General features: G+C 66.5%; 16 protein-coding genes. 7 read left to right on the top strand and 9 right to left on the bottom strand.

Annotation, left to right across the window (positions count from 1 at the left end; genetic code table 11):
* Positions 1-22: 22 nt before the first annotated feature.
* From sfnG to IW252_RS08685, 6 genes are all read left to right on the top strand, one after another.
* Positions 23-1,213: a dimethylsulfone monooxygenase SfnG gene (gene sfnG / locus IW252_RS08710; RefSeq protein WP_196836195.1), complete on the top strand. Its 1,191-nt coding sequence runs from the start codon at positions 23-25 to the stop codon at positions 1,211-1,213.
* A complete protein-coding gene (locus IW252_RS08705) occupies positions 1,214-2,608 on the top strand; it encodes an O-acetylhomoserine aminocarboxypropyltransferase/cysteine synthase family protein (RefSeq protein WP_196836194.1) in 1,395 nt (464 codons plus the stop codon).
* Positions 2,605-3,099: a CoA-binding protein gene (locus IW252_RS08700; RefSeq protein WP_196836193.1), complete on the top strand. Its 495-nt coding sequence runs from the start codon at positions 2,605-2,607 to the stop codon at positions 3,097-3,099. Before IW252_RS08705 ends, IW252_RS08700 begins: the two co-directional genes overlap by 4 nt.
* A 183-nt stretch (positions 3,100-3,282) precedes the next feature.
* Positions 3,283-3,882 carry a DUF4956 domain-containing protein gene (locus IW252_RS08695; RefSeq protein WP_331271496.1) on the top strand — a complete coding sequence of 200 codons (600 nt, stop codon included), beginning with the start codon at positions 3,283-3,285 and terminating at the stop codon, positions 3,880-3,882.
* The gene (locus tag IW252_RS08690; RefSeq protein ID WP_196836192.1) at positions 3,879-4,670 is read left to right on the top strand and encodes a polyphosphate polymerase domain-containing protein; all 792 of its coding nucleotides are present in this window, start codon (positions 3,879-3,881) and stop codon (positions 4,668-4,670) included. Before IW252_RS08695 ends, IW252_RS08690 begins: the two co-directional genes overlap by 4 nt.
* A complete protein-coding gene (locus IW252_RS08685; RefSeq protein ID WP_196836191.1) occupies positions 4,667-6,121 on the top strand; it encodes a CotH kinase family protein in 1,455 nt (484 codons plus the stop codon). The genes IW252_RS08690 and IW252_RS08685 overlap by 4 nt, the downstream gene beginning before the upstream one ends.
* A 51-nt stretch (positions 6,122-6,172) precedes the next feature.
* Here the strand turns inward: IW252_RS08685 and IW252_RS08680 are convergent, their stop codons facing one another.
* From IW252_RS08680 to IW252_RS08655, 6 genes are all read right to left on the bottom strand, one after another.
* Complete coding sequence (locus IW252_RS08680; RefSeq protein WP_196836190.1) at positions 6,173-6,979, bottom strand: hypothetical protein; 807 nt, start codon at positions 6,977-6,979, stop codon at positions 6,173-6,175.
* Positions 6,976-7,524, bottom strand: coding sequence for an RNA polymerase sigma factor (locus IW252_RS08675; RefSeq protein WP_196836189.1), 549 nt, complete (start codon positions 7,522-7,524; stop codon positions 6,976-6,978). The genes IW252_RS08680 and IW252_RS08675 overlap by 4 nt, the downstream gene beginning before the upstream one ends.
* Positions 7,525-7,767: 243 nt before the next feature.
* Entirely contained in the window at positions 7,768-8,547 is a 780-nt protein-coding gene (locus IW252_RS08670) for a carbon-nitrogen hydrolase family protein (protein WP_196836188.1), read from the bottom strand.
* Between the two features lie 90 nt (positions 8,548-8,637).
* A complete protein-coding gene (locus tag IW252_RS08665; RefSeq protein WP_331271495.1) occupies positions 8,638-9,150 on the bottom strand; it encodes a GNAT family N-acetyltransferase in 513 nt (170 codons plus the stop codon).
* A gap of 233 nt (positions 9,151-9,383) precedes the next feature.
* Positions 9,384-10,673: an adenylosuccinate synthase gene (locus IW252_RS08660; protein ID WP_196836187.1), complete on the bottom strand. Its 1,290-nt coding sequence runs from the start codon at positions 10,671-10,673 to the stop codon at positions 9,384-9,386.
* 227 nt (positions 10,674-10,900) lie between these two features.
* Positions 10,901-17,068, bottom strand: a complete 6,168-nt coding sequence (locus IW252_RS08655; RefSeq protein WP_196836186.1) for an Ig-like domain-containing protein — start codon at positions 17,066-17,068, stop codon at positions 10,901-10,903.
* Positions 17,069-17,225: 157 nt separating this feature from the next.
* Here IW252_RS08655 and IW252_RS08650 point away from each other — a divergent pair, with 157 nt between their 5' ends.
* Positions 17,226-17,813 (top strand): TetR/AcrR family transcriptional regulator C-terminal domain-containing protein, encoded by a 588-nt coding sequence (locus IW252_RS08650; protein WP_196836185.1) that lies wholly within the window; start codon positions 17,226-17,228, stop codon positions 17,811-17,813.
* Positions 17,814-17,846: 33 nt separating this feature from the next.
* Here the strand turns inward: IW252_RS08650 and IW252_RS08645 are convergent, their stop codons facing one another.
* The 3 genes from IW252_RS08645 to IW252_RS08635 form a co-directional block, all read right to left on the bottom strand.
* Positions 17,847-18,470: a thymidine kinase gene (locus tag IW252_RS08645; RefSeq protein WP_196836184.1), complete on the bottom strand. Its 624-nt coding sequence runs from the start codon at positions 18,468-18,470 to the stop codon at positions 17,847-17,849.
* A gap of 83 nt (positions 18,471-18,553) precedes the next feature.
* A complete protein-coding gene (locus IW252_RS08640) occupies positions 18,554-19,003 on the bottom strand; it encodes a hypothetical protein (RefSeq protein WP_231365962.1) in 450 nt (149 codons plus the stop codon).
* Positions 19,004-19,145: 142 nt separating this feature from the next.
* On the bottom strand, positions 19,146-20,555 hold the full coding sequence (locus IW252_RS08635; RefSeq protein WP_196836182.1) for a hypothetical protein: 1,410 nt from the start codon (positions 20,553-20,555) through the stop codon (positions 19,146-19,148).
* Positions 20,556-20,573 lie beyond the last annotated feature (18 nt).

Genomic DNA, 20,573 nt, shown 5'->3' with positions numbered 1-20,573 from the left:
CGACCGTTCGCAAGGAGCTTCGATGAGCGCTTCTATCAGCCCGGTCGCCGATCTGGAGACCCCTCTCAAATTTGCCTATTGGGTGCCCAACGTCTCCGGTGGGCTCGTCGTCTCCACGATCGAGCAGCGCACCAGTTGGGACTTCGACTACAACAAGAAGCTGGCCCAGATCGCGGAACACTCCGGTTTCGAGTACGCGCTGACGCAGACGCGCTACGCCGCCAGCTACGGTGCCGACAAGCAGCACGAGGCCACCAGCTTTTCCCTGGCCCTGCTCGGCGCCACGGAGCGGCTGAACATCATCTCCGCGGTGCACCCCGGCATGTGGCACCCGGGCGTGCTGGCCAAGTTCATCATCACCGCGGACCACATCTCCGGCGGGCGCTCCGCCGTGAACATCGTCTCCGGCTGGCTCAAGGACGAATTCACCAAGTTCGGCCTGCCGTGGCTGGAGCACGACGCACGGTATGACCGCACGCAGGAATTCATCGACATCCTCCGCGGGCTGTGGACCGAGCAGGGATTCTCCTACTCCGGCGACTACTACAACATCGATGAATTCACCCTGAACCCCGCCCCGCTGGACATCCCCGGGCGCGCGCACCCGGAGATTTTCTTCGGCGGCAACTCGACGGCCGCCCAGGCCGCCGCGGGCAAGACGGCCGACTGGTATTTCTCCAACGGCCGCTCCCTCGAGGGCTTCCAGGAGAACATCGCCGGCGTCGTGGCCGCCGCCGCGTCCGGTGCCCGCCGGGCACCCCAGCCGCCGAAGTTCGGCCTGAACGGGTTCGTCATCGCCCGCGATAGCGAGGCCGAGGCCACGGAGACGCTGCGGGAGATTATCGCCAAGGCGCACCGGCCGGCCGTCGAGGGCTTCGCCGAGGCCGTCAAGGAGGCCGGGCAGTCCACGCAGGACGGCAAGGGCATGTGGGCAGACTCGACGTTTGAGGACATGGTCCAGTACAACGACGGCTTCCGGTCCAAGCTGATCGGCACCCCGGAACAGATCGCCGAGCGCATCATCGAATTCAAGAAGATCGGCGTGAACCTCATGCTCACCTGCTACCTGCACTTCCAGGAGGAAGTCGAAGCCTTCGGCCGCGACGTGCTGCCGATCGTTCGCGAGCTGGAGGCGGACTTGGCCCGCCAGCACGGCACCGAGCTGAACACCGACCTGCTGCCTGTCACCCACTTCGAAGGAGCTACCGCCTAAATGACCGACCACCAGTTCGGGTTCCGCACCCGCGCACTGCACGCCGGCGGGACGCCGGATGCCGAGCACGGCGCCCGGGCCGTGCCGATCTTCCAGTCCACGAGCTTCGTTTTTAAGGACACGGACGACGCCGCCAACCTGTTCGCGCTGCAAAAGTACGGCAACATTTACTCGCGCATCGGGAACCCGACCGTCGCGGCCTTCGAGGAGCGCATGGCCGCTCTGGAGGGCGGCATTGGGGCGGTCGCGACGGCGTCGGGCATGTCCGCGGAGTTCGTCACCTTCGCGGCGCTCGCCCAGGCGGGCGACCACATCGTCGCTTCCTCACGCCTGTACGGGGGCACCATCACGCAGCTGGATGTGAGCCTGCGCCGCTTCGGCATCGAGACCACGTTCGTGGACTCCACGGAGGCCGCCGACTTCGCCGCCGCCATCCAGCCGAACACCAAGGCCGTGTACACCGAGGTGGTGTCCAACCCGTCCGGCACCGTGGTCGACCTGCCGGGCCTGGCCGACGTCGCGCACGCCGCCGGCGTTCCCCTCGTGGTGGACTCCACGCTCACGCCGCCGTACCTCCTGCGGCCGATCGAGCACGGCGCGGATATCGTCATTCACTCCGCCACCAAGTTCTTGGGCGGGCACGGCACCACGCTCGGCGGCGTGGTGATTGAGTCCGGGCGTTTCAACTGGGGCAACGGCAACTTCCCCACCATGACGGAGCCGGTGCCGAGCTACGGCAACGTTTCCTGGTGGGCGAACTTCGGCGAGTACGGCTTCCTGACCAAGCTACGCAGCGAGCAGCTGCGCGACTTCGGCCCCTCGCTCCCGGCCCAGTCCGCGTTCCAGCTGTTGCAGGGCGTGGAGACGCTGGCCCAGCGCATGGAAGAACACGTCTCCAATGCGCGCCGGGTGGCCGAATGGCTGGAGGCGGATCCGCGCGTCAGCTACGTCAACTACGCGGGGCTTGCGTCCCACCCACAGTACGAACGGGCGCAGGCTCTGTTCCCGCGGGGCATCAGCTCGGTCTTCAGCTTCGGTGTCCAGGGCGGACGCGCAGCGGGGGCGACGTTCATTGAGTCGCTCCAGTTGGCCAGCCACCTAGCCAATATTGGCGACGCGCGCACGCTGGTGCTGCACCCGGCCTCCACCACCCACCAGCAGCTCACGCCGGAGCAGCTGGTCGCGGGCGGCGTGCCGGAGGATCTCATCCGCCTGTCCGTGGGGATCGAGGACGTCGACGACATCCTCTGGGACTTGGACCAAGCGCTGGACGCCTCCCAGCGGGCGGCGTCGTCGTCCGTGACCGAGTACGACGGCGCCGCGTGCGCCGTGCCGAGCCCCGCACCGGCCGCCGTGGCCGGCGCCGCGAACGCCCAGGCAGGAGCCGCCCAATGAGCACGGAAACCCGCACGTGGGAGGGCCCCGGCGCAGCCGAGCGGCTGGGCATCCTGCGCAACACAAAGTCCATCGCGATCGTCGGCGCGTCCAACAAGCCCTCCCGCGCCAGTTACTTTGTGGCCACGTACCTGCTGTCCTCCTCGAAGTACACCGTCTACTTTGTGAACCCGGTGGCGGACGAGATCCTCGGCCAGCCGGTCTACAAGTCGCTGGCGGACCTGCCGGAAGCCCCGGATCTGGTCGAGGTGTTCCGCAAACACGATGACCTTCCCACCGTGCTGGAGGAGGCCAAAGCCGTCGGCGCCAAAACGCTGTGGCTGCAGCTGGGATCCTGGCACGAGGAGGTGGCCCGGGACGCCGAGGCGGCCGGCCTCAACGTCGTGATGGATCGGTGCGTGAAGATTGAGCACGCGCGCTTCCACGGCGGGCTGCACCTCGCTGGCTTCAACACGGGCGTGATCAGCTCCAAGCGCCAACAGCTGGCGTAGGCCTAGCAACCGCCATCACTCCTCGGCTGCCGGGCGCGCTACACAGCGCGCCCGGCAGCCGTCTGTTCACCGCACACAGAAACTGAACAGAACCTCAAAGCCCCATCAACGTCCTCTCAAAGCAATCGCTTAGCTTCGGTCAGCAGAGTGGATTCGTCCCCATCCCCCTGAGGAAGAATCCCCGTGAATTTGTTGCTAGCCGCCGGCGTCAACCTGCTGGCCATCCTGTTGCTGACCTTCGGCCTCTACCTGCGCCGCCACCGCCGCCGCGACCTCGCCGTCTCCTATATGGGCATCAACATCGGTGTCTTCGGTGTGGCGGCCACGCTCAGCGGTTCCAGCATCGGCCTCGGCGTCGGCATGGGCCTGTTCGGTGTCCTGTCCATCATCCGCTTGCGCTCCAACGAGCTCGAGCAGCATGAGATCGCCTACTACTTCTCGGCTCTGGCCATCGGCCTGATTGCCGGCCTCAATCAGACACCGCTCTGGCTGACCATCGCGCTCGTTGGGCTCATCCTGACGGTCATGGCGGTGGCCGATCACGCCCGCGTGCTGCCCACCTACCGCCAGCAGAGCGTCATTCTGGACCGCGCAATCGCCGACGAGGCCGAGCTGCACGCACGCCTCGAAGCCCTGCTGGGCGGGCGCGTCCACTCCGCCGTGACGCAGCAGCTGGATCTGATCAATGACAAGACGGTGGTCAACGTCCGCTTCTCCGTCCCGGAACGGTCCCTGACGACAGCGAATCACGAGGTGCTGCCGGCGGAACGGAGCCACGCATGATCTCCCCCGTCGCCTCCCTACCGAGCGTCGACCTGGAGACCATGAACGCCGCCGCCGCGCTCCAGCACCGCACGGACCGCAAGTACATCCTCGGCACCGGCACCGCCGAGCGGGTCCTCGCGGACCTGCCGGATGGCAGCCGCGTCCTCGAGATCGCTGGCCGGCGGGACTTCGGCTACCACTCCGTCTACTTCGACACCGAAGACCTGGCCAGCTACCACCTCTCCGCGCACCGGAGGCGGCGTCGCTTCAAGGTGCGCACGCGCACCTACGAGGACACGGGAAGCAGCTTCCTGGAACTCAAGACGCGCGGAGGGCGCGGACAGACCATCAAAGAACGGATCGCCCACCCGCCCGGCCACGCGCAGACCCTGACCCCTACCGGCCGGCGCTACCTCGCCGAGCGACTCGACGCCGCCTGGGGACACTGCCCGGAGGGCTTGGAGCAGCTACATCCCGTGCTCACCTCGCGCTACCGCCGCCAGAGCGTCCTGCTTCCGGAGGGTGCCGGCCGCATCACCGTGGACACCGGGCTGATCTGGGAGGACACCGCCGATCCTGACCACGCGTTCACGTTGAGCGACCAAGTCATTCTGGAAACCAAGTCCGCCGGCGCAGCGGGCCCGTTGGACCGGCTGCTCTGGAGAGCCGGCATTCGCCCCGTCCGCATCTCCAAGTTCGCCACGGGCCTCGCCGTCCTCCATCCACACCTGCCCGCCAACCGCTGGCACCGCACCCTGACCCAACACCGCGTACGCCGCCTCACCCCCACAGGAGCCCCACGATGACGACCCCACGCCCACGCCGCCGCCTCGCCACCGCCATCACGGCGGGCGTCGCCGCCTCCCTGTTGCTGTCCAGTTGCTCCGGCTCCCTCGCCGACGCCTTGCAGATCGAGACCAGCGCCGCGGACAGCGCGAGCGAGGCCAGCCAGACGTCGTCGTTCTTTAACAGCACGGACGTCCACGAGGTCAGTGTGGAGGCCGATCAAGAACAACTCGACGCCGCGCTTGATGCCTACGCGGCCGACGGCAGCAAGGAGTGGGTCGAGGCGACGGTGACGATCGACGGCACGGTCTATGAAAACGTCGGCCTGCGGCTTAAGGGAAACTCCTCGCTGCGCGGCACCAGCGCCGATTCTGACCCCACGGATCTTCCCTGGCTCATTCGGCTGGACAAGTACGTCGACGGGCAACAGCATGCCGGGCGCGCCGACTACGTGGTGCGGCAGAACAACACGGAAACCAGCCTGAACGAAGCCGTGGCCCTGGAACTCATCGGCGCCGCCGGCCTCGAGACGGAAGAGGCCGCCGCCACCCGATTCAGCGTTAACGGGGCGGAGGCGCAACTGCGCCTCGTCATCGATGCGCCGGATGACCCGCTCTGGAACGAGTCCTACTTCACGAGCGAGGGCATCACTTACGAGGCGGAGTCCAGCGGGGACTACAGCTACCGGGGCGACGCCGCCGAGGACTACGCGGAGGCCTTCAGCGTCAAGGATGGCGAGGAGGACATGACGCCGCTGATCGAGTTCCTCGACTTCGTGAACAACTCCAGCGACGAGGACTTCGCGGCACACCTCGAGCAGTACCTCGACGTCGACTCGTTCGCCACCTACCTGGCGCTGCAGGATCTCGTGGGCAACACCGATGACATCGACGGCCCGGGCAATAACTCGTTCCTGCGCTACGACGAGGAGACGGGCCAGATGACGGTCCTCACCTGGGATATGAACCTGTCCTTCGGCACCATGGGTGGCATGGGTGGGGGCGAGCGAGGTCAGTTCCCGGGCGGGGAGGCCGGCGAAGACGGCCAATTCCCGGCCGACGGAGAGATGCCCGAGGGCTTCGAACCACTTGCCGACGGCGAAATGCCCGAAGGGTTCGAGCCCCCTGCCGAGGGCGAAATGCCCGAAGGGTTCGAGCCGCCCGCCGAGGGTGAGAGGCCCGCGCCCGGGGACGGCACGGGCACGACCCCTGATGCCGGCGGTGCCGGCGGCCCCGGAGGCGGCTCCAACCCGCTGGTCGAGCGATTCCTCGCGGACGAGGGGTTCGCGGAACTCTACAGCGAGGCGCAGGAGCGGCTGCAGTCCGAGCTCATCGATTCGGGGGCTGCCGAGGACATCGTCAACTCGTGGAGCACGCTGCTGCAGGACGAGGCCTCAGACCTCGTCGAAGCGGCCACGGTCACCACCGAGGCGGACTCGATTCTGGATCAGCTGGGCACGTCCACCGACTAGACAGAGCGGGGAGCGAATCACCCCCGCGCCGAATCGACTCGACGCGGTCTGTTACCGATCGGCCGAGCGGTGGGAAGGCCCGCGGCCGCCGGACCCCGCGTGCGGCGGCTTGCCGGGCTGACCGGCCCAGGCGGGGCGGTCCTTCTGATGACCCTTCTCGCCGCGCAGGCCCGGCTTGACCGTGACCTTGGCCGGCTTGGACTTTCCGGGGGCCTCCGGATTGATGAGCACCGCCTTTCGATCCTGTGCAGGGCGTGGCTGCGGCGTCGAGACCTCCGCCGGGGCGGTCGGCGGCGCCGTCGGCGGGGCCTCGGGCGTCTCTTCGACGGCCGGTGGAGTTTCCGCCGCCCGGGAGGGCTCCGGTGCCGCGGCATTGATCGGTGCGCGCTCGACGGTCCGCTCGACGTCCGCTGCGGGTGGGGCGGTGACCTCGAGGTCCGGCCGCTCGACGGGGTCCACGTCTTCGGTGGCGTCCACCTGCACGCTGACCACCGGTGCGGAGGCGCGCGGGACGTCGTCTGCCGCCGCGACCCCGGCGAGGGAAGCCGCTGCGGCCAAGGCGATCACGGTCGCCCCGCCCGTGATGCCACGATTGCGGCGCTTGCGGGCCCGGTGCTCGGCGAGGGCGACGACGTCGCTGGCCGTTCCGCCGGTGACGGTGGAGGTCGAGGACTGATCGGCGACGGCGTCGTGCGGGCTCATTCGCCCGGCGAGGACCTCGGCGAGCGCACCGCGCGGCGTCGGGGCCGGCTGGTCGGCTGCCGCGGCGAGCGCGCCGAGGGCGGATTCGAAGTCGGCATCGACGATGTCAACATCCTCGAGGAGCTCGCGAATACTCTGTGACCGCTGGGGATTCACTGGCCCTTCACCTCCTCAAACGCCGTCTTGAGCGCCTTCAGTCCTCGCCGCTGCAGCTGCTTGATCGAACCGACGGACTTGCCCATGAGGTGCGCCGTTTCCTCAAGGCTCATGCCGACGACGATCCGGAGGACGATGCACTCGCGCTGATCCTCGCCCAGCGTATCCAGCGCCGGCATGAGATCCGAGGCCGCCAGCTGATTCATGACCTCATCTTGAGGTGACGGGGCCTGGCGAGGGTCCGTGGCGGCGTCGTACTCCGTCAGGCGTGGGCCGCGCGCCCGGGCGCGGGTCGCGTCCACCATGCGCGCGTGCGCGACGGAAAAGGTGAAGGTGCGTAATCCAGCCATCCCACCGGAGACTTCATGGAGTCGCGCAAACACCGTGAGAAACACCTCCTGGGCGGCACCCTCGGCGTCCTCAACGCCCTTGGCGGCGAGGTACCCGTGAACCGGAGCGGCAAGGCTCTGGTAGATAGCGGTCAACGCCTCCGGTGCGCCGCGCTGAGCTTCCTCGAGCACGTCGTCCGTCACGGTGGCGGCCACAGCACTCCTCAGGCTCTCGGCAGCGGGGTCGGGAACCAGTGTAGTGCGAAGTGATGAATTTGTGATGAAGGAGCCGGGTTGAAAATCGTTGGGGGGAAACTCTCAACCCGGCTCCACATACGTCATCGTCTCGGGTACCGCAGAAGTTACGCGCGCGCAGAAAAAGTTCAAAAACTTTTTCCCACGGCCCGTGCTGCCCGTGAAGCCGGGGATCGTGAGGGCGCGTATAGCCCTCCCGATGGCCTAAAGGCGGCGGTTGGCCAGCACGGGGAGGAACTCGCGCACCTCATCGATGCGCTTGCGGGAGACCTGCACCGTCACGAGATCCTCCTGCTCATCGCTGAGGAAATCCACCGGCAGGCCCATGGGATCCAGAATGGCCGAATGCCCCACGGTATTGTCCGAGCACGTGCCTGCCGCCGCCACCCATACCGTGTTTTCGATGGCGCGGGCTTTGAGGAGGGTCTCCCAATGCTCAATCTTGTGATCGCCCTTGAACCAGGCCGCCCCCACCAGCAGCACCTCCGCTCCGGCCGCGGTCAGCTGCCGGGCCAATTCCGGGAAGCGGATGTCATAACACGTCATGATGCCCAGCTTCAGCCCGCACATCTCGATCACGCCCACGCCGTCGATTTCTCCCGGCTTAATGCGCTCCGACTCTTGGTAGGAGAACGCGTCGAAGAGGTGCACCTTGCGGTAGGTGGTGACAATCCGGCCCGTTTCATCGATGGCGACCACGGTGTTGTAGGGGCGCGGCTCGCCACTGGACTCGTAGCCGCCGGCGATGATGGCGATGTTCTCCTCGGCGGCTAACAAGCTCAGCTGCTGGACGAAAGTGGACCAGTCCCGCTCCACCGCCTGCCGCAAGTCCCCCTCGACGTGCCGGACGGTAAACATGGTCTCCTCGGGAAAGAGCACCAGTTCGGCCCCGTCAGCCTTGGCCCGCCGCGTTAATCGGCGCACGGCCTCTAGGTTCTGCTCCAGCTGACCGGACGGGTTCAGCTGTGCCACACTCAGTTTCATGGTCGCCTCCTCTGGGGAACGGAGCTGCTGTGACCCAGCCTACTCACCCGGCGCACCCCCGCGCACGGGTCAACCTAGCGTGAGGTCAGCTCAACGCTGCCCGAGGTCAACGACCTGCGTGCCAGCGTCGAGCGCTTCCGGCGCGCGCCGAAACCCCGCCGCGGCGTAGAGCCGCGAGGCCGCGACGTTCTCCGCCGCGACGCTCAGCGAGACACGGGCCACCCCGGCCTGCTGCGCCGCCTCCAACGCGCCGCCGAGCAGCCGGGCCCCGATACCCTGCCGGCGGTAACCGGAGAAAACGCACAGGCTGAGTTCCGGAACGTCGTCGGAGACGTACCCATAGCCCGGGCTGGACGCATCGAGGAACAGGCACCAGACCACACCGGTGGCATTTCCGCGATACTCGGCCACGAAGCCAAAGTCGCCGCGCTGCGGGCGAAAGTCGGTGTAGTGGCTGAAGTGAGGTTGGGAATCGAGATCCCGGTACGTGAAGGACTCGCGGCCGCGCCAGTTCATGGTGGTGTGCGTTGCCACCCGCAGCAACTCATGGTCCGTCCGCCGCAGCGCCCGTATCTGTTGCTCCCCCGTCACTGCTGTCCTCACCCGGCGGCCCCTGCCTGCCGTTCCGTCGCCCCGTCAGTCCTGCACGCGAGACTACGGCACGCGGGCGCCGAGCCTAAAAAGAAACGGCGTACTCTCAGGCGGTTGCCAGCTCACGCTGAGCGGACCCCGCCCGCGGCCTCGGAACAAGGAGAAGGAGGCGCACACCGGCTCGGATAGCCGGGTACGCCCCCCCTGCGTCGCCTCACGCGACGCCGCGACCGTTTCTGCCGCGCCTAGCCCTCGATGAGGTCGTAGCGGACAATCGTCTGCTCGCGGTCCGGGCCCACGCCGATCGCGGAGAACCGTGCGCCGGAGAGCTCCTCCAGGGCCAGCACATACTTGCGGGCGTTCTCCGGCAGGTCCTCCAGCGTGCGGGCTCCCGTGATGTCCTCGGTCCAGCCGTCGAAGTACTCGAAGATGGGTTTGGCGTGGTGGAACTCGGTTTGCGTCATCGGCATCTCGTCATGCCGGACCCCGTCGACGTCGTACGCCACGCACACCGGAATCTGCTCGATGTTGGTCAGCACGTCCAACTTGGTCAAGAAGTAGTCCGTGAAGCCGTTGACGCGCCAGGCGTGGCGGGCCAGCACCGAGTCATACCAGCCGCAGCGGCGGGGGCGGCCGGTGTTCACGCCGAACTCGCCTCCGGTTTTCTGCAGGTAGATCCCCCAGTCGTCGAACAACTCGGTGGGGAAGGGGCCCGCACCCACGCGCGTGGTGTAGGCCTTGATGATGCCGATCGAGCGGTCGATCCGCGTGGGCCCGATCCCGGAGCCCACCGAGGCACCGCCGGCGGTGGGGTTGGAGCTGGTGACAAACGGGTACGTGCCGTGGTCGACGTCGAGGAACGTGGCCTGGCCGCCCTCCATGAGGACCACCTTGCCCTGGTCCAGAGCCTCATTGAGGACAAACGTGGAGTCGACGACGAGCGGCTTGAGCCGTTCGGCGAAGGAGAGGAAGTACTCGACGATCTCCTCGACCTCGACGCTGCGGCGGTTGTAGACCTTCAGCAGCAGCTCGTTCTTCTGGCGCAGGGCGCCCTCCACCTTCTGCCGGAGGATCGACTCGTCAAACACGTCCTGCACGCGCAGGCCGAGGCGCCCAATCTTGTCCATGTAGGCGGGGCCAATGCCGCGGCCGGTGGTGCCGATGGCGCGCTTGCCGAGGAAGCGCTCGGTGACCTTATCCATGGTCTGGTGGTAGGGGGCCACTAGGTGGGCGTTGGCGGAAACGCGGAGCTTGGAGGTGTCCGCGCCGCGGGCCTCGAGCCCGTCAATCTCTTCGAACAGGGCCTCGAGGTTGACCACGCAGCCGTTGCCGATGATCGGCGTCGCGTTGTCGGAGAGAATGCCGGCGGGCAGCAGCTTCAGCTCATACTTCTCTCCGCCGACGACGACGGTGTGGCCGGCGTTATTGCCGCCGTTGGGCTTGACCACGTAGTCGACGCGGCCGCCGAGGAGATCGGTGGCTTTGCCTTTGCCCTCGTCGCCCCACTGGGCTCCGACGATCACGATTGCTGGCATGGGATCCTCCCCCTTGCTCGTTTCAGCGTCCGGTCCTTGGGTGCGCGGCACATCGCGCGCGGAACCGGGTTCCGGTGGGACCGGACACACGTAAGCCCCTGCGCCTCCTACGGTCAGTGCTCAGCGGGTGGGCGCGTCACGGCGTAAGAGTCAGGGGCTCTTACGCCGTGAGTTTACCGTTACCGGCCGGTCAGCGCGACATTGGATGACCTCGCGCCACCGACGCGTCACCAGCTCGCATTATTGGACCTCGTGCCATCGACAATGACATAGACGGGCATGGCGTGACCCGACCCGTTGACGCAGGAGACGTTCTTGTACCCCTTGCCGTCACCACCGGCGGTGATGGTGTGCGGGTAGTTGTTGAATCGCCCGTTCTGGTTATAGCAATTCAGGCGGTACGTCCCGGGATCAAAGTTATCGATCCACACCTTGAAGGTGTAGCAGTACCGCGAACAACCGGCATAGCTATTATTCGAGTCGCCTTGCCTGAGGGTCACACTGCGTGCCGGCTTCGGATCCGTGGTCGCCGACTTGGACCAGGAGCGCGACTGTCCCTCAGAGTCCCGCGCCACAATCTCGATGGTTCGGGTGGTGGAGTACCCCAGATTGTTGTCCCGCCACTGTCCATCATTGGACGTCGTACTGCCATTGATCTTGACGGTCTGAGTGACACTGCGCCCGTTGTACTCCCCCGCGTCCGGGTTCCAGCGGAACTCGACGTACCCCTTGCCGGAGGACTTGGAGATATCCGCGTTGGAGCGCAGGGGGCGGTAGGCGCTTTCACTGTTGGACGGGTCAGAGGGACGTCCGGCCCCGGCGGCGTTGACCGCGCGCACCCGGAAGGTGTGCGGGTCGCCGTTAGAGCCGACGCCGATGACGTCGCCCGGGCCGCTCATGCTCTGCCATGAGCCACCGTCCATGGAGTACTGGTAGCCCGTGATGGAGGAGCCGTTGGCACCCGGTTTGGAGAAGTTGAGCTTGATCTCCCCGCTGGATCCCGTTGCCGTGGCCGTGACGCCGCCGATGGTCTTGGGGCGCCCGTAGGGGGTCACCGCCACCGACTGTGCGGACTGCTTGGAGAGCCCCACCCGATTCTTCGCCTGAATGGTGAATTGGTAGGAGCCCGTTGTCGACAAACCGGTCACCGTTTGCCGCGTGGTGTTGGCGGAAATCCCGCCAATCGTTTTCACCACGGACCCGGACTCCAACACGCGCAGCGTGTATTGGTTAATGGCGGCGCCATTGTTCCCGGGGGCATTCCACGCCACGTTGACCACGCCGCCGTCGATCTCCGAATCGGCGCGGGACGCCGTCGGGGCATCCGGCTGGAAGGGCTTGCCGGCCGGCGTGACGGCGGCCGAGGGCGGCGACCATTGCGACGGCCGGTCCGCCTTGTTCACGGCGCGGACCCGGACCTGATAGGCCGTTCCGTTCTTGAGCCCCTCCCAGGTGTAGCTGGTGCCCGTGATGCCCGTGACCTGGGTGCGGCCATTAGCCGGTGCGGGCGAGATCTCCAGCGTGTAGGACTGGATGGCCGAGCCGCGGCTCACCGGAGCCTTCCACGTGAAGGTGGCCTGCTGGTCCCCGTCTGTGCCAGTCGGGGCCTGCGGCCGCTCCGGGCGGACATCCGGCCGTGCGTCGGCGGACTCCGGCGACGGATCGGACGTTCCGATCGCGTTGGTCGCGGTCACCACAAAGTTGTAGATCTTGTCATTGGTCAGCTCAGTAATAGTGCACGTGGTGGTGGCGCACTGCTGCTCGTGACCGCCGCCGGTCACGGTGTAATGCGTGATGTCCTCACCGTTGTCGGCGGGCGGATCCCACGTCAAGACGGCCTGCTGATCCCCGGTCGACTCAACGCGCGGCAGACCGGGCGCCTCCGGCGCGCCGCGGACGTTCAAAGTGACGGTGCCGGAAACATTGCGTTCCGGGTCCCCGGTCATGTCACCGATGACGTACTCCACGCGCATGGTGCCGACGAAGTCGCTGTTGGGCGTGATGGCGACTTGGTCCCCCCGCACGTCGACATCGTGCTCGCTTGCCACCAGCGGACGGGCGCTAATCAGGCGCAGATCACCCTCGCCCGCATACGGGTTGTGGTCATTGGCCAACACGTCCACCACGCTGGTCTGGCCCTGTGCCGCGTCCGGAACGTTGTCCGCATTGGCCACGGCCAGCTCGCGGGTGGACCCGGTGACGGTGACCGCCATGGCCGCCGTGGCCTTGGGATTGACCCCGTCCGAGACCGAGACCGTGACGGTGCCCGTGGTGCCCTTCGGAGTGTCTGCGGGCGCCTCGACGCGCAGCGTGTGCCCGTCGACCAAGCTGGCCTCGATGCCCTCCATCGCGACTTCCTCAATCGCGAACTGCAGGTTCGGGACGTCGTCCTCATTCTGATCGTTCGCCGCGAGGCGCAGATCCATGAAGGCCGGCTCCTCGCCCTGACCAACGGACAGACTGTTGGCCTGCAGCGTTGGCGGGAAGTTCTCCGGGTCTGGCTGGTCTTCTTCGTCCTCCGGGTCCCCGTCGGCTCCTTCGCCTTCCTCGCCGTCGTCCGGGGAATTGCCCGGGGCGGGCAACACGTTCACGGGTGCGGTCAGCACGGAGGTCAGGCCTTCCGGATCATCCGGGCCGGATCCGTCCGTCACCTCGAACGTGATCGAGGCCGAGCCGGCAAAGTCGGTGGGCGCGGTGAATTCGAGCTCGGTCGCGGAAACGACGAGGTCCGATTCGCTCTGCGGGGACGATTGCACGGTGTCCTCGGTGGTCAGGCGCGGCGAGCGGCCGTCACGGACCAGAACGATCTCTTCGAGGTTCAGCGGCAGCGCCTCACCGGCGGTGACCTCCAACGCCAAGTCGCTTGCCAGAATCGGGGCGGCTTCACCCGTGCCTGGCACGTGGACGAACCCGGTGGAGGTGAGTCCATCCACATCGGTCAGGGTGTAGGCGATGACCTGGGATTCGGCGCTGACGGGAATCGTCAGCCCGTCCTCGCCCATGTTCACCCCGGCGGGGTTGTCGGGGAGCGAGACCTCGAGCTCGTCCACGAACCCGTCCGGGTCCTCGTCGTTGCGCAGGATGTCCACGGTGACGGTCTCCGAGTCGATGATCTCCTCGAGGGAGACGCGATCGTCCCGCGCAATGGGGGCCAGCAGCGTGGCCTCGGGGTCGGAGGCCACCGTCAGGGTGCCACGCCCCGTGCCGCCACGGCCGTCGCTGGCCGTGTACCGCACGGAGATCGTGCCGTCGTCGGGTGCCGAGGTGAGGACCACGCGACCATCGATGACCTCGACGTCGGCGGTGGATTCACTCGAGACCTCGGGCATGAGGGACACGGGGTCCCCGTCCGGGTCCGTGTCATTGCTCAGCACGTCGACGGCGACGGGACGTTCCGGGCGGACGGTGATGAAATCGTTGACCGCTACCGGCGGGTTATTGGCCTCGGCCAACGGGGCGATGCCGATCTTGATGGTGCCGGTGGCCCGGGCGCCAAGTCGATCCTCGACGACGTAAGTGAACTCGTCCGTCCCCGAGGCGTCCTCATAGGCGGTGTAGTCGATCGACGCACCGCGGATCTTGGCCGTGCCCTGCGTCGGTGAATCGCCGAACTGCACGAGCGAGACGGAGTCTCCGTCCGCATCGATCGCGTCGAGGGGGACGACGACGTTGGTGCTGGAGCCGGCGAAGACGCGCCCGACGACGGGCTCAGGAACCGGCGGCGTGTTCGTCTCGAGGTCCGCGGCCTCGGCCTCTGGCTGGATGTTGAACGTGACGGTAGCGCTGTCCTCCTGCCCATCGGGGCCGGCCACCGTGTACACGGCGGAGACTTGGTCCGCGCTGCCGTCGAAGGCACCGGCGCGGAACCGGACCGAGTCATCCGCGACGGAGATGAGCGACCCTTCGCCCAAATCCTCGGTCTCCGAGAGCTCCGGCAACAGGGTCAGTTCACCTCCGTTGGGGTGAATGTCATTGTCCAGCACCTTGACAGTGGCGACGTCCCCGGCGCGGACCGAGACGGTGTCCGGGTTGGCCTGCGGCGGGTCCATCCGCGGCGGGGCCGGGACGGGGTTCACAATGATCTCGCCCGTCGCCTCGCGCTCACCGTTGGAGATGGTGTACTCAACGCTGGCTTGGCTCGTCAGGCCGCGCACGTCGGTGATCCGGACAAAGCCGTTACGCTCGATGCTCACGGAGAAGGGCAGCTCGGTGTTGTTCTCCGCGGCCGTCACCACCAGGACTCCCCCGCCGGGGTCCTCATCGTTACCCAGCACGTTGACCAAAACGTCTTCACCCGCCGGCAGGAGGGCGTTGTCCCGCACGGCGATCGGGGCCGACTCGTCCTCGTTCTCTTCTTCCACGTCGATCCGGACGAGGCCCGGCGCGCTGGCGGGGCCGTTCGTGGCCACGTATTCGGTGTAGAAGGTGCCCGTGCGTTCGCCCGTCACGGTGACGGTTCCGGTCGCGTTGTTGACCACCGTGTCCACGCCCGTGACGTCGTTGACGGAGGCCAAGCGTAGCCCGTCACCGGAGGGATCCCGGTCATTGGTGAGGGGCTCAAAAACGGTCGGCTCCCCCACCGTCGCCACCACGTGATCCGTGGCGGTCACGGGCGGGACAGTGGACTCGGCGAGCACCTCGACGAGCACGCGGCCGCTGGTTGATTCCTCGCCGTCGGAGACCTGAATGGTGACTTCCTTCTGGCCAATCCGCTTGCCGTCGTCCTGGAAGGTGAGCGTGCCGTCGGCCTGCGCCCGGATCACGTCGTCTCCGTCGCTGGTGCCGCCGAGCAGCTGCATCTCGTCGCCCTCGGCATCCGTCCAGTCCGTCAGCACGTTCTGGGCCACGGACTCACCCTGCTGCACGCGCAGCACGGTGACGCGGTCCTGCTGCGGCGCTTCGTTCTCCCCTTCGCCCGCCACCTGGATCGTCACGGTGGCCGCATCAGTGCCGCCCCGGCCGTCATCCACCGTGTAGGTGAACGTGGCCGTGCCGCTGGCATCCTCATCCACCACTAGCTGGTATCCGGTGCCGTTGTGCACGGGCTGCAGCTCACCGATCGAAGGCTCGGAGCCCTCGAGCGTGGCCGTCAATAGGTCGCCGTCCGGATCCACGTCGTTGTAGAGCACCGGCAGGAGGGTCGTCTTGCCCGGGCGGACCTTGAAGAGGTCGTCCTCGGCGATGGGTTCCACGTTCTCTTCCGTGCGATTCGGCAGCTCAATCGCCTCGGTGATCTCCTTGGTCTCCTCCTCCTTGGCCTCGCCCTCGCCGGCCGGGGGCTCCAAGTCGGACCAGTTGGAGACGATCTCCATGCCCTCGTTCGCCAGCCACACCTGGCCCGAGTTGATGTCGTTGAGCACCACCACGTCCCGGTTGACGCGGAACTGCAGCTCGGCGCCGGAGTCCATTTCGGGGATCGTCATGGCCTGGTTGTTGTTGACGTCGTCGCACACCCGCCGGTACTCAGCGCTGACCTGCCACGCGCCGTAGGTGCAGGAACCCACCCGCACGGGCTGGACCGGGGTGCCGGACGCGTCCAGCTGCTCGTAGTTCACGTCCCGTCCGTTGAGGCTCACCGTGGCCAGGCTCTGGCCGAGCGCGATGGCCACGCCGTCATCCTCCGGCCCCGGAGCCTGGAGCTGGCCATTGGCGGCGTTCTCCACGGTGGTGTCCCCACCGTCAGTGGTGATGACACGGCCCGTGGTCGCATCAAAGACGACGGCGGTATCCCCCACGGCGGTCAGCTGCGGTTCGGCGAGGGAGCTGATCTGCGGCACCTCGAACTCCTCGACGGGTTGGGCGGTGCCCTCGTCGTCGAACTTAAAGCTGGAGATGGTCCCGGCGCGCACATCCGCGGCCCACACCGTGTCGTCGAGGCCCACCACCGCAGCGACATCGCCCTCGGCTTCGATGAGCGGCTCGGCGGATTCGCCGGAGAAGTCGGAGAGGCCCTCGATGGGCGTAGCTTGGACGGTACCGCGTTCGGCATCCGTCACGGCCACCACGGAGGCGCCAAAGGAGAAGGACGAGTTGGCAGGGAGGTTGCTGTCACCTGCGAACTGCACCATGGCCGGGTCGATGGTGGTCAGGGAGGCTTGCTCCATGTTCCGGACAAACACCGATTCACCGTGCTGCGCCAGATCATAATCTGACAACGGGGTGACCACGCCGCCGTCGATCACCCGGGACTGATAGTTCACGTGGCCGATCTTGCCCTCGGCGCGGTTGACCACCCACACGCCGCCGTCGTTCAACTCCACGTCGGCCGTCTCAAAACCCGGGTACAGCACGGCTCCCGTCACGGCGAGCGCCGCCGCCACAGACACGGCCGTCGCTTTAAAGCCTGCCGTTTTGACGAACGCAGGCCACGCGTGCGCGCGGTCGGAAGAAGCCATGCGAGTGATCTACCCCTCGATCTGAAATGAACGCGGCTCAGCGCGCTGGGCGCAAGTGCCCCAAGGCGTAGTCTAGAAAAAACGGATACTGATTGCCATGGGGAGTAGTCACCATGGACTTAATACCGCGTCGACGCCTCACCGTAGACTGTGAGGCATGGCATTGACGCGAGAGGCGGTGGTGGGCGCCGCGGTAGGCATCCTGCGCGAATTCGGCCTTGCGGACCTCTCGATGCGTCGCCTCGCCCGGGACCTGAACGTCCAGGTCGGCGCCCTGTACTGGCACGTCAGCAATAAGCAGGAACTGTTGGTGGAAGTTGCCGCGGAACTGCTGAGCTCCCCCGCGCTCACCGCCGGAACGGCGGCGCGCCCACCAGCGGCCGCGGCCACGTGGCGCGGAGACATCCTGCACCTCGGCTCCAGCCTGCACACACTGCTCCTGCCCGTTCCGGACAGTGCCGAGGTGGTGCAGGTGGCGCGGGTGCTGGCCCCGGAGCGGTTGGCGCCGCTGACCCGCATGACGGAGACCTTCACCGCCGCCGGGCTGACCCCCGAGCGGGCCGCCAGCGCCCAATCGCTGGTGGTCAATCACGTACTTGGCGCGGTGGCGGAGGCACAGAACCGGGCCGACTTCGAGATCACCGGAAGCGCCACGGACTACCGCTGGGCCCTCGAACGCGCGCTGGATGGGCTGTTGCCTCCCGTCGCCCACGACGCCGGAAACGGGCGCGCGGCGGGCGAGTAGCGGCGTCGTACCCCGCGCCGACTTAGCGCGGCGTCAGCCGAGCCGCCCGCCGGAGGCCTCGAGGTAGCAGGTACCGCACAGGGATTCGTAGGTGACGTCTTGGCCGTCGATGGCCACTTGGGCGCCGTCGAACACGAACTCGCCGTCAATGCGGCGCGTGTTGAAGATGGCCTTGCGCCCGCACCGGCAGATCGTCTTGAGCTCCTCGACCGTGTGGGCCAGCTCCATGAGCCGGGCGGCACCGGGGAAGGCGACCGTCCGGAAGTCCGTGCGGATTCCATAGGCCAGAACGGGCACGCCGTCGAGGACGGCGATGCGCAGCAGGTCGTCAACTTGGTCCGGCGTCAAGAACTGGGCTTCGTCGATGAGGAGGCAGGCCACGGGTTCGACGTCGACGTGCGTGACGAGCGCCTCCGGATCGTCGCCGGCGGCGTAGTTGGCGAAGAGTTCGCGCAGGTGGTCCTCCGGCTGGACGATGAAATCCACATCCCGGGAGTGGCCGAGCCGCGACACGATGCTGCGGTCGCCTTTGGTGTCGATCGCGGGCTTGGCGACGAGAACGCGCTGGCCGCGCTCCTCATAATTGAAGGCCACCTGAAGCAAGCCCGTGGACTTGCCGGAGTTCATTGCCCCGTACCGGAAATACAGCTTCGCCACTGCGTGCGGTTCCTCTCGACGTGCCTGGCAACGGGACCTCCGGCGCCGCCCTCGATTCTATGCGGCGGTGGCACGGCTCGTCGCTACGGACGATCCTCTCCCGACACGAGCTCTCTACTCTTCTCAATGTCCTTCAGCGTTCTCTCCCGACGCCGTCCGGGCGGTTCCTGCCGAATCGCCCGGATCTCCTCCTCGGTCCATGGCATGACGTCACGCGTACCGCCACGCGCCACCCACTCTCGGTACCACCTCGGCGCGAGCTTCGCGGGCCACCAGAAAAACGAGAGGGCGATGAACGGCAACGGCAGCCAAATAAACGGCAGGTTCCACCACAACTGTCGCATTTCTTCGTTACCGACGCCTTCAAAGTAAATCGCGGGAAGCGACAGCACGGCGACCGCGCCGATACCGATCATCATGAACGGCCACGAATTGCGGGAGGAGACTTGGGTGTAGTTGTAGGGCGGCTTCACCGCCCACGCGCGCCGGCGCCCTGACAGTGCCCGGACACCCATGCCGGCCATCAATCCCAAGACGCCATACATGGCCACAGCAAAAGCAATTTCAGTTGGCCCAAAATACAGTGGTCTACTCCTAGTTGGTGATCTCGTCAGACGTCAGAAGTGAGTGGTTCGGACGGCGCTTACAGGAGGCCTTCCGGACCACACCATCGTTCTACCCGAGGACGAGCGGCCGGCCCAGAATGGCAGCTTGCAGGTAGTCCTCCAGCTGCCTAAAGATGAATCCTGACTCCGTGGGCCACAGGAGCACATCGCCGGAACGCAAGGTGGTGGTCGACTCGTCGTCCATTTCTAGCGTTCCCACCCTGTAGTGACCGCGAGGACCCGTATTTGTGAAAGTCAGCGGCGGAAACTCGCGCTGGGTCATGTCCGGATCGTTGATCTCTATCTCCAACACCCAGGTGAACCACGGTTGCTGCCATACCTCTGAGAGAACCGCACCGTCTGCCGGTTGCGAGACCGCCTCACCGGCCAACCGTTCCTCAAAGACGTCCGGAGTGATGGTCGGCTCTTCCAAGTGCAGATTCCAGGCAGGTCCTGCGCCGACCCATCGCAACATGGCAGAGGAGAGCTCGGCGAGTGGAAGGATTTGGACGTTGAAGCGTGCCGGATCGTCAGGATGCCACGGCTGGTTCAACACTCGGGGCCCATACCCTTGCTCGGCGGCTACAACCGCTACCGAGCCGATAATGAACGCCTGGAAGTGCGTCTCTCCTCGGGTAAACCGTCCTGTGAGCCGGACGCGCACTTGAGCATCTGTGAGCGCCACGGAAATTACTTCACCAAGATCACCCAGGCGCCCATTCTCAAGAACGCCCAAGCGTTCAAGTTCACGGACAACGGCGTCCTTGCCCGCGCCCAGTCGGCCCACCACCGCTTCTTGCAGCTCAGCGGTCCGCTGGAGAGCCTCACCGGTCATCCAGACGCCTTCACCGATGGTGGATCCGGCAGCCGTATGGTCGAACAACGCCTCGCGGTCTCCGCCCAGAACGGAAGTTGCCACGTCATCCTGAACCGCAGCAGCCATGGCCGTCAGTTCCGACTGATCCTGCTCCTCAGGTGCGCGCAACACGGTCACGGAACGAGCCATGTCCTGCAGAACGTCATCAAATATCAACCGAGCTGGCAACGAGGTCGTCGTCGATGCCTGGATGGCCCACCCGTGTAGCAGGATCAGGTAGTCCGCGCCGTAGACGGTGGACCCGTCTTGAGCGCGATGCGTGTATTCCACAACGCGACCAACGTGTTCAGCTGCGGGGACACCGTAATCGTCGACCGGCGTTGTCCCGTCTGGGGCGTCAGGCGCAAAGGTGTAGGCCCAGTCACCCACATCCACGATGCGGCCTTCTCGCAAATCACGCTCAACGGCAGCCAGAGCGCGCCGGCTGAAGTCCGCCAACGTTCCATCGAAGGGGTTGACCGTCACGACGATATTGGGAACGAACTCTCCCTCCACCGGCGGCAACGTAGCCATCAGCTCAACCTCGGGCCGCGCTTCCACAGCAATCCATGGCTCGTCGATGTCGAAGGTGAGAATGCCTCGCCAGCCCTGAATAGTCTTCACGTCCGCCCTTTCTCGATG

This window comes from Zhihengliuella flava (assembly GCF_015751895.1).
In the GTDB taxonomy this organism is placed as follows: domain Bacteria; phylum Actinomycetota; class Actinomycetes; order Actinomycetales; family Micrococcaceae; genus Zhihengliuella; species Zhihengliuella flava.
Note: the sequence above shows the minus strand (reverse complement) of the source record. Positions and strands in the feature narration are given on the sequence as shown.

Excerpts from the sequence above, each read along its gene's own strand:
- sfnG (WP_196836195.1), top strand. The coding sequence starts at position 23 with ATGAGCGCTTCTATCAGCCCGGTCGCCGATCTGGAGACCCCTCTCAAA.
- IW252_RS08705 (WP_196836194.1), top strand. The coding sequence starts at position 1,214 with ATGACCGACCACCAGTTCGGGTTCCGCACCCGCGCACTGCACGCCGGC.
- IW252_RS08700 (WP_196836193.1), top strand. The coding sequence starts at position 2,605 with ATGAGCACGGAAACCCGCACGTGGGAGGGCCCCGGCGCAGCCGAGCGG.
- IW252_RS08690 (WP_196836192.1), top strand. The coding sequence starts at position 3,879 with ATGATCTCCCCCGTCGCCTCCCTACCGAGCGTCGACCTGGAGACCATG.
- IW252_RS08685 (WP_196836191.1), top strand. The coding sequence starts at position 4,667 with ATGACGACCCCACGCCCACGCCGCCGCCTCGCCACCGCCATCACGGCG.
- IW252_RS08670 (WP_196836188.1), bottom strand. The coding sequence starts at position 8,547 with ATGAAACTGAGTGTGGCACAGCTGAACCCGTCCGGTCAGCTGGAGCAG.
- IW252_RS08660 (WP_196836187.1), bottom strand. The coding sequence starts at position 10,673 with ATGCCAGCAATCGTGATCGTCGGAGCCCAGTGGGGCGACGAGGGCAAA.
- IW252_RS08655 (WP_196836186.1), bottom strand. The coding sequence starts at position 17,068 with ATGGCTTCTTCCGACCGCGCGCACGCGTGGCCTGCGTTCGTCAAAACG.
- IW252_RS08650 (WP_196836185.1), top strand. The coding sequence starts at position 17,226 with ATGGCATTGACGCGAGAGGCGGTGGTGGGCGCCGCGGTAGGCATCCTG.